This is a genomic window from Methanocorpusculum bavaricum DSM 4179 (assembly GCF_000430905.1).
Classification (GTDB): domain Archaea; phylum Halobacteriota; class Methanomicrobia; order Methanomicrobiales; family Methanocorpusculaceae; genus Methanocorpusculum; species Methanocorpusculum parvum.
The window spans coordinates 69,400-77,558 of the sequence record NZ_KE387270.1; the positions used below are offsets into that span (position 1 = coordinate 69,400).

The window sequence follows — 8,159 nt, forward strand, 5'->3', positions numbered from 1 at the left end:
ATTGAAATAGAGGATAAAACATGGAATTTCCGTATAAGCATAATTCATTTCAAAGGATAACGACCCTATCCTGATATCACAAATATATTCCAAGTAGTATTGATAAAAGTTACAACTCTCTCACGGGTGAGCGCAAGAACAATTCTGGAAAATATTATATAAAATAGGTGAAATGGTTGTGTGAATGTGCTTTTTATGGGTGGGAATGGTGAGGGAGAATGAGTGATTTCCTCCTCTTACATAAATATGTGGATGAGAGATATCCTCAATATGCTTATCCATAGATAGGAACAATATTCTTAACTATTCCAATGTCCCCTATCCTCATCACCGGCGCAGATGGCTTCATCGGCAGCCATCTTACAGAGTATCTGGCCGAAAACACAAATAATACGATCCGTGCATTTGTCTATTACAACTCTTTCAACTCCTGGGGATGGCTTGACACCCTACCAAAGGAAACAAAAGACAAAATAGAGATCTTTGCAGGAGATATTCGCGATCCAAACGGTGTCCGTGAAGCTATGAAAGGAATCGACATTGTGTATCACTTAGCAGCACTTATTGCGATTCCGTTTAGTTACCACTCACCGGATTCCTATGTGGATACTAATATAAAAGGAACCCTCAATGTTCTTCAGGCAGCACGTGATCTGGACACCCAAAGAGTATTAGTTACCTCTACGTCAGAGGTCTACGGAACGGCACAATACGTCCCCATCGATGAAAAACACCCCTATCAGGGTCAGTCACCCTACTCAGCAACGAAGATAGGTGCCGACCGTCTTGCTGAAAGTTTCTATCGGAGTTTTGATCTGCCGGTATCAATAGTTCGTCCGTTTAATACGTTTGGCCCGCGACAATCGGCACGGGCAGTGATCCCAACCATCATCACACAACTGCTCTCCGGATCTAAAGAGATCAAACTAGGATCTCTCACACCCACCCGCGATTATACGTATGTCAAAGATACGGTAAAGGGTTTTGTCAGTATTGCAGAGTCAAAAAATACTATCGGTCAGGAAATCAATATCGCATCTCAATATGAAATTTCCATTGGAGAACTTGCACAGGAACTGATCGACCTTATCAATCCTGATGCGAAAATTATCTGTGATGAACAGAGGTTACGCCCGGAAAAAAGCGAGGTTAACCGTTTGTTTGGTTCCAATGAGAAGATTCTAAAACTAACAGGATGGAAACCGGAATACACGCTTGCTAAAGGGCTTGCTGAAACCGTAGAATGGATGACGCAAAACCTTAACAGCTACAAAACTGATATTTACAATCTATAAGGATACATTTCTTCATGAGTAAATTCATTCCATTATCAGTTCCGAATCTCAAAGGGAACGAAAAAAAATATGTTGATGATGCCATAACTCAGGAGTGGGTTTCAACTGGTGGAGCCTATATCAACAGAATGGAAAAAATGGTGGCTGACTATGTGCATACTCCTGATGCCGTTGCGTGCCAGTCTGGAACAGCAGCTCTGCACCTTTCATTGATTTGCTGTGGTGTCCAAAACGGTGATGAAGTTATTGTCCCGACACTGACGTTTGTTGCAGCAGTTAACCCGGTAAGATATATGAATGCCGACCCGGTTTTCATGGACTGCGATGATACGCTCTGCATGGATATGGACAAGCTTGAACGCTTTTGTGTAGAAGAGTGTGAGATGCAGGATGGAAAACTCATCGACAAAGTCAATGGTAAACACATCTCTGCAGTGATCGTTGTCCATGTCTTTGGAAATATTGCCAATATGGAAAAACTCATGGAACTTAAAACCAGATATGGGTTCAAAGTTATTGAAGATGCAACCGAGGCGATGGGTAGCTTTATAAATTCAGGAATATTTGCAGGTAAATTTGCCGGAACGATCGGAGATATGGGGGCACTTTCGTTCAATGGAAATAAAATCATTACGACCGGGGGAGGCGGAATGCTGATTTCAGAGGATATCGGACTTCTTGAAAAAGCCCGCTATCTTTCGACGCAGGCAAAGGATGATGTGGTGTATTTCAAGCATAATGAGATCGGCTATAACTATCGCATGACAAATCTTCAGGCAGCCGTCGGTGTAGCACAACTCGAGCAGTTGGAGGATTTTATATCAACAAAACATGCAAACTATATTACCTATATTGAGAACGATGTTCCCTTATATCCATTCAGAGCTGATACCCGGGCAAACTATTGGTTCTACAGCTATCTGACAGAAAAACGTGACGAATTGATAACATATCTTGGAGAGAACAATGTCCAGTCCCGCCCGATATGGCATCTGATTCATGCTTTGCCTCCATATATAAATTCGCGAAACTATTGTATTGAAAAAGCTCAGTACTTCTGGGAGCATGTAGTCAACATTCCATGCAGCACAAATCTGAGCAAAGATGATGTGATACATGTATCTAAATTGATTCATGACTTTGATCATAAGGAAGGGAAATGACTGAAGTCAGCAGGTATTTCGTTTCACCCGATGCCACGGTGCTAGATGCAATGTCTGTTATAGATGCGACTGCGAAAGGTGTGGCTTTTGTCTGCAGTGATAAGAAGATTCTCGGGGTCATAACTGACGGGGATGTCCGAAGATATATTATTCGCGGCGGTGATCTGTCTTTCAATGTGATGGATGTTGCAAACAGGAATTTCAAATTTTTGCGTGAAAATGATGCAGTCGATGCGAAAGTAATTGAGAAAATCAAGTTGGATTACAAAGCACTGCCTGTTTTGGATACTGAGGGCAGGGTCATATCGATCATTTTCGAGGATGAAACTGCTTCACTCCCGGCGGCAAATCTGAATATTCCTGTTGTGATCATGGCAGGCGGAAAAGGGACCCGCCTGTATCCCTATACGAAAGTTCTTCCCAAACCGCTGATCCCCATAGGTGATGTGCCGATCACGATGCATATTATGCAGCATTTCGAAAAGTATGGCTGCACTCGTTTTACGATGGTGGTGAATCACCAGAAAGAGTTGATCAAGGCATATTATTCTGACCCGGAGATTCCCTATCTGATCGATTTCGCTGATGAAAAAGAACCTCTTGGAACAGCAGGCGGTTTGAAACTTCTTGAGGGAAAGATCAGCGGGACGTTTTTTATGACCAACTGTGATATCCTGATCGATGCGGCTTATGATAAGATCTATCAGTATCATAAGAAGATGCAGAACCTGGTTACGATGGTCTGTGCGGTGAAAAAGATCACGATTCCCTATGGGACCATTCACATGAATGAAGCAGGGTATATTGAGAGCATGGTAGAAAAACCAACCTTGTCATATCTGGTTAATACTGGTTACTACGTGGTAGAGGCGGAATTTTTATCTGAGATCCCGAAAGATACGTTCATCCATATGACTGATGTTGTACAGAAGTGTATAGATGCAGGAAAACCGGTCGGCGTTTATCCGATTAGCGAAGGGCAGTGGTCAGATATGGGTCAGGTTGATGAGATGGAGAGAATGAGAGAAAAATTAACTGGTGGTAGGGATGGGTAATAAATTAGTTCTTGTTGGCGGCGGCGGGCACTGTAAATCTATTTTATCGTCAATTGATATTAACGTATATTCAGATATAGTGATTGTTGATTCCCGGGAAAAAGTTGGTGATACCGTTGATGGTATTTTGATTGGAGGAACAGATGATGATCTGCCGTCCCTCTTTAATAATGGTTATTCCAACGCCTTTATCGCTGTTGGAACAACTTCCAGTAATACCAATCGGCAGTGTATCTATGAATCTTTAAAGAAAATTGGTTTCTCATTTCCATCAATAATTGATCCTTCAGCGATCATTGCAAAATCATCCATGATCGAAGAGGGTGTTTTTGTTGGAAAAAATGCAGTTGTGAATGCAGGATCTCGCATTGGCAGATTTTGTATTATCAACACGGGTGTAATTGTGGATCATGATTGCAGTATTGGCAGTTTTGTTCATTTATCTCCCGGAGTAATATTGTCCGGAGCAGTCACTGTTGGAAACAATACTCATATCGGGACCGGAGCATGCGTAAAACAATGTGTGACAATTGGGAAGAATACTACAATTGGTATGGGTAGTGTTGTAATCGGAAATATGCCGTCAAATTGTACTGCGTTCGGTGTTCCATGTATAGTTCGCGAGGAGTCATGAATCACATATTTATTATTGCAGAGGTCGGCGTCAATCATAACGGCAGTCTTGAGCTCGCCAAAAGAATGATCGATGCTGCAAAAGATGCGGGAGTGGATGCTGTCAAGTTTCAGACCTTTGTATCTGAAAATCTCGTCTCGTGTTTTGCAGAAAAAGCAGAATACCAGAAAGCTGCAACCGGAGCCGCGGAAAATCAACTTGAGATGATTAAAAAATTAGAGTTGTCATATGATGACTTTAGAGATTTGAAATCATACGCTGAGAAGCTCGATATTATTTTTATGTCCACGCCGTTTGATATTGACAGTATCGATTTTCTGGCTGAACTCGGAATGGATATTTTTAAAATACCGTCGGGAGAAATTACAAATCTGCCGTATCTGATAAGAATCGGTAACTTAAAGAGAAAGGTGATTCTTTCAACAGGTATGAGCAGTATTTCTGATATCAATGAGGCAGTTACTATTCTGCAAAATGCAGGAACAGATGATATCACACTTCTCCACTGCAATACGGCATATCCAACGCCATATGAAGATGTCAATCTTCATGTCATGAATACTCTTCATGAAACATTCCGCTTGCCTGTTGGATATTCAGATCACACAAACGGGATTGAAGTTTCGATAGCTGCGGCAGCACTTGGCGCTGTTGTTATTGAAAAGCATTTCACGCTGGATAGAACTATGGAAGGTCCGGATCACAAAGCAAGCCTTGAGCCGAGTGAACTCAAACAGATGGTTCAGGCGATCCGTCATATCGAACAGGCACTCGGCAGTTCTGAAAAACAACCAACAGGATCAGAACTTGTAAATCGCGATATTGCAAGAAAAAGCATTGTTGCTAAATGCGGTATCAAAGCCGGAACTGTATTCACCGAGGATAATATCACGGTAAAGCGACCGGGAAACGGCATATCACCCATGAAGTGGTTTGAGGTTCTGGGACAAAAAGCCACTCGTGATTTTGTTTATGATGAGTTGATTGAATTATGACGAAAACGATCTGTGTGGTCACAGCTTCTCGGGCAGAATGGGGCTTACTTCGTCCTCTTGCTGAACTAATTAAAAGGGATAAGGCATTCTGTCTCCTTCTTGCAGCAACCGGTACCCATTACTGCAGTGAATTTGGCAATACCTATAAGGAAATTCTTGCAGACGGTTTCTCCATCGATGAGCGTGTGGACATTATCCTCTCGCCAATACAAAATGCCGTTGATGTCAGCAATATAATGGCGCGTGCCATAACAGGGTTTGCAGAAATGTTTGCGAGACACACGGTGGATTTGCTCATCGTGCTGGGTGATCGATATGAAACTCTCGCTGTTTCCCTAGCGGCCCTGAATGCAAAAATCCCTATTGCACATTTGCATGGCGGAGAGCTGACTGAAGGGGCGATCGATGACTCGATCAGACACGCCATAACCAAATTATCCTATCTTCATTTCACAAGTTGCGAAGCATACCGAAGACGGGTGATCCAGCTTGGAGAACAGCCAAATCGTGTATACAATGTTGGGGCCATCGGGATAGACAACGTCAGACAAATGGAACTCTTGTCAAAAGATGATCTCACATCTATACTGGATTTTGACATAAAAAACTCAAAGTACGGTGTTGTTACTTTTCATCCTGAGACACTCAATAATAACAATGTTAGAGATCAATGCAATCAGCTGTTACGGGCTTTGTCTGCATTCCCTGATCTAAAATTTATCATTACCAAATCCAATGCAGATGAAGGCGGGATGATCATTAATGAGATGGTCGACGCATATGCAAAAGATCATCCAAATGTTCTCACCGTTGCATCTCTTGGAAATTTAAAATATTTGAGTGCTCTGAAACATGCATCGATGGTCATCGGAAATTCATCCAGCGGCATTGCAGAAGTTCCATATTTTAAGATTCCTACAGTCAACCTTGGAATAAGGCAGAAGGGCCGAATCATGGCAGAAACAGTGATCAACTGCAGTATTGAAACTTCAGAGATCGTGGGTGCTATGAAGACCGCGATGTCAGAAGAATTTTTGCAGAAGGCTGCGTCTGCCGCGTATCCGTATGGAGACGGACACGCAGCTGAGAAAATTGTTGATGCCCTGCATGAATGGCTGGATAATGGCAGAATCGATTTAAAGAAAGAGTTCTATGATATGTGATGTCCTATGAAAAACATTGCAATAATTCCGGCACGAAGCGGTTCCAAAGGATTAAAGGATAAAAACATTCGATTGCTACATGGAAAACCCCTGATGGCATATTCGATCGAAGCCGCACTTGACTCCGGGATCTTTGATGAGGTTATGGTATCAACCGACACTGAAAAATATGCCGAGATTGCCGGAAAATATGGGGCAGAGGTGCCATTCCTTCGATCTGAAGAACTGGCGTCAGATACGGCAACCTCCAAGGATGTCATTCTGGATGTTTTGAATAGATATGAAGCAGGCGGTAAAACCTTCGATACCTTTGCTCTTCTTCAGCCGACTTCTCCATTGCGGACTGCAGAAGATATCATCAATGCGTATGATATTTTCACTCAAAAGAAGGCCTGCGCTGTTGTTGGGGTAACTGAAATGGAACATTCTCCATTTTTGTGCGGAACGCTGCCGACTGATGGATCGATGGATGGCTTCATTAAACCGGAGGCAAAGGATAAACCGCGACAGACTCTGGATACGTATTATCGAATCAATGGAGCAATGTACATTGCCTCGGTTAGGTATTATCGGGAGTGGGGAGACTATTATCGGGAGCGATGCTATGCATATGTCATGGGAAGGAAGGTTTCTGTGGATATTGATTGCGAGATGGACTTTAGGATGACAGAGTTTTTGATGAAAAAATAGATGTATATTTATTTACTCGTTATGACTCCACACAGAATATTTTAGTACATATTCACCGCAATTATTTCTCTCAAAGAGTTCTTTGTTATAGAGTTTATCTACGATAACCCAGAACTCCGTTTCAGTATAACCACAGAATTCAATAAAATCCTGAATGCATTTTGGATCTAACTTTGCGTCGTGTTCTTTTACAAGTTGCATTGCCTCATCTCTGGTGATCATACCATATCTAACAAAACGTGATGCGTAATCAGTAGCAGAGGCGTGACCAAACTTTGGATATTTGAGCCATGGGTGCACCAGATATGCTCTACTGTCTATCTGATCAAAGCTCTCAACCGTGTGTGTTCTGTCCCATTCATGAGTCAAGTCGTGGAATCCTCTTGATGATGCAACCTAATCCCCCGCCAATTTTTACCTAGGTCCCCGCCTCAATCCCAAACGCCTCACAAATCCTCTTCTGATCCGCCGTCAACGCCGAATACAGAACCTTCCTGCTTCTAGGCAGCGTAATCCTCATCAGAATCTTCATCTCCTCAATAATCGACTGCATCGAATACATCTTATACAAATCCTTCTCCCTCATCACCCTCTGAATATACGACGCCAGAATCAGACTTAAGAACTGCACAAACATCCTCCCCCCCATCGCCCACTCACTCCTTACCCGAAGCCTCTTTCCATCCAAATCATTCTTCAGATTATCAAACGACTTTTCGACCCGGTCCTTTGCCCGATACACCATCAGCGCCTCAACCGGATCCTTCAGATCATTGGAAATAATCACCGAATACCCCGCATACTTATTCTGAAACGCCAAAATAGCCTCATCGTTTGGCATAACCACCCTTCCAACATGCTGCTTTCTCTCAATCGTAAAGAACCTGTCATAGAACTTCTGATGCTCGGGATTCAGCTTTTCAGACCGCAGCTCCTGATAATATACATCGATCTTCCGGTAAAATTTCGCCTCCTCCTCTGAAACCTTCCGCGGATCATAATACACATGCGTATAACATCGATGCCCATCCCACTCCTTGAGAGAGGTTGCAGCAAACATCTCCTCATCAGCGATGACCTCGCGATGACTATAGGTGTGAATACTGCTTCTCACCTCATCAATGGCATCCGTCGTAAAGGAAAGACTCTTTGAAAGCGCGATCG

Annotated in this window: 9 protein-coding genes; 7 read left to right on the forward strand and 2 right to left on the reverse strand. The window is 42.8% G+C overall.

The genetic code is table 11. The features are described 5' to 3' along the window. The first annotated feature begins 311 nt into the window (after positions 1-311). Genes H575_RS08180 through H575_RS08210 form a run of 7 tightly spaced genes read left to right on the forward strand, consistent with a single transcriptional unit; the run spans position 312 to position 6,995 of the window. Positions 312-1,295 carry an NAD-dependent 4,6-dehydratase LegB gene (locus H575_RS08180; RefSeq protein WP_042700623.1) on the forward strand — a complete coding sequence of 328 codons (984 nt, stop codon included), beginning with the start codon at positions 312-314 and terminating at the stop codon, positions 1,293-1,295. Positions 1,296-1,309: 14 nt separating this feature from the next. After that, positions 1,310-2,458, forward strand: coding sequence for a LegC family aminotransferase (locus H575_RS08185; protein ID WP_042700627.1), 1,149 nt, complete (start codon positions 1,310-1,312; stop codon positions 2,456-2,458). After that, entirely contained in the window at positions 2,455-3,513 is a 1,059-nt protein-coding gene (locus H575_RS08190) for a sugar phosphate nucleotidyltransferase (RefSeq protein ID WP_042700631.1), read from the forward strand. The genes H575_RS08185 and H575_RS08190 overlap by 4 nt, the downstream gene beginning before the upstream one ends. Further along, positions 3,506-4,147 (forward strand): acetyltransferase, encoded by a 642-nt coding sequence (locus H575_RS08195; protein WP_042700634.1) that lies wholly within the window; start codon positions 3,506-3,508, stop codon positions 4,145-4,147. The genes H575_RS08190 and H575_RS08195 overlap by 8 nt, the downstream gene beginning before the upstream one ends. Next, positions 4,144-5,142: an N-acetylneuraminate synthase gene (neuB, locus tag H575_RS08200; protein ID WP_042700636.1), complete on the forward strand. Its 999-nt coding sequence runs from the start codon at positions 4,144-4,146 to the stop codon at positions 5,140-5,142. The genes H575_RS08195 and neuB overlap by 4 nt, the downstream gene beginning before the upstream one ends. Beyond that, on the forward strand, positions 5,139-6,305 hold the full coding sequence (gene neuC, locus H575_RS08205) for a UDP-N-acetylglucosamine 2-epimerase (RefSeq protein WP_042700639.1): 1,167 nt from the start codon (positions 5,139-5,141) through the stop codon (positions 6,303-6,305). The genes neuB and neuC overlap by 4 nt, the downstream gene beginning before the upstream one ends. A 6-nt stretch (positions 6,306-6,311) precedes the next feature. Next, a complete protein-coding gene (locus H575_RS08210) occupies positions 6,312-6,995 on the forward strand; it encodes an acylneuraminate cytidylyltransferase family protein (RefSeq protein WP_042700642.1) in 684 nt (227 codons plus the stop codon). Between the two features lie 12 nt (positions 6,996-7,007). On the opposite strand, the gene H575_RS09190 is transcribed toward H575_RS08210, so the two are convergent. Further along, positions 7,008-7,364: an adenine nucleotide alpha hydrolase family protein gene (locus tag H575_RS09190; protein WP_211213870.1), complete on the reverse strand. Its 357-nt coding sequence runs from the start codon at positions 7,362-7,364 to the stop codon at positions 7,008-7,010. A gap of 49 nt (positions 7,365-7,413) precedes the next feature. After that, positions 7,414-8,159: IS1634 family transposase (locus H575_RS09440; protein ID WP_211213871.1), on the reverse strand; the 746-nt coding region annotated here is incomplete at its 5' end.

Excerpts from the sequence above, each read along its gene's own strand:
- H575_RS08180 (WP_042700623.1), top strand. The coding sequence starts at position 312 with ATGTCCCCTATCCTCATCACCGGCGCAGATGGCTTCATCGGCAGCCAT.
- H575_RS08210 (WP_042700642.1), top strand. The coding sequence starts at position 6,312 with ATGAAAAACATTGCAATAATTCCGGCACGAAGCGGTTCCAAAGGATTA.
- neuC (WP_042700639.1), top strand. The coding sequence starts at position 5,139 with ATGACGAAAACGATCTGTGTGGTCACAGCTTCTCGGGCAGAATGGGGC.
- H575_RS08185 (WP_042700627.1), top strand. The coding sequence starts at position 1,310 with ATGAGTAAATTCATTCCATTATCAGTTCCGAATCTCAAAGGGAACGAA.
- H575_RS08190 (WP_042700631.1), top strand. The coding sequence starts at position 2,455 with ATGACTGAAGTCAGCAGGTATTTCGTTTCACCCGATGCCACGGTGCTA.
- neuB (WP_042700636.1), top strand. The coding sequence starts at position 4,144 with ATGAATCACATATTTATTATTGCAGAGGTCGGCGTCAATCATAACGGC.
- H575_RS08195 (WP_042700634.1), top strand. The coding sequence starts at position 3,506 with ATGGGTAATAAATTAGTTCTTGTTGGCGGCGGCGGGCACTGTAAATCT.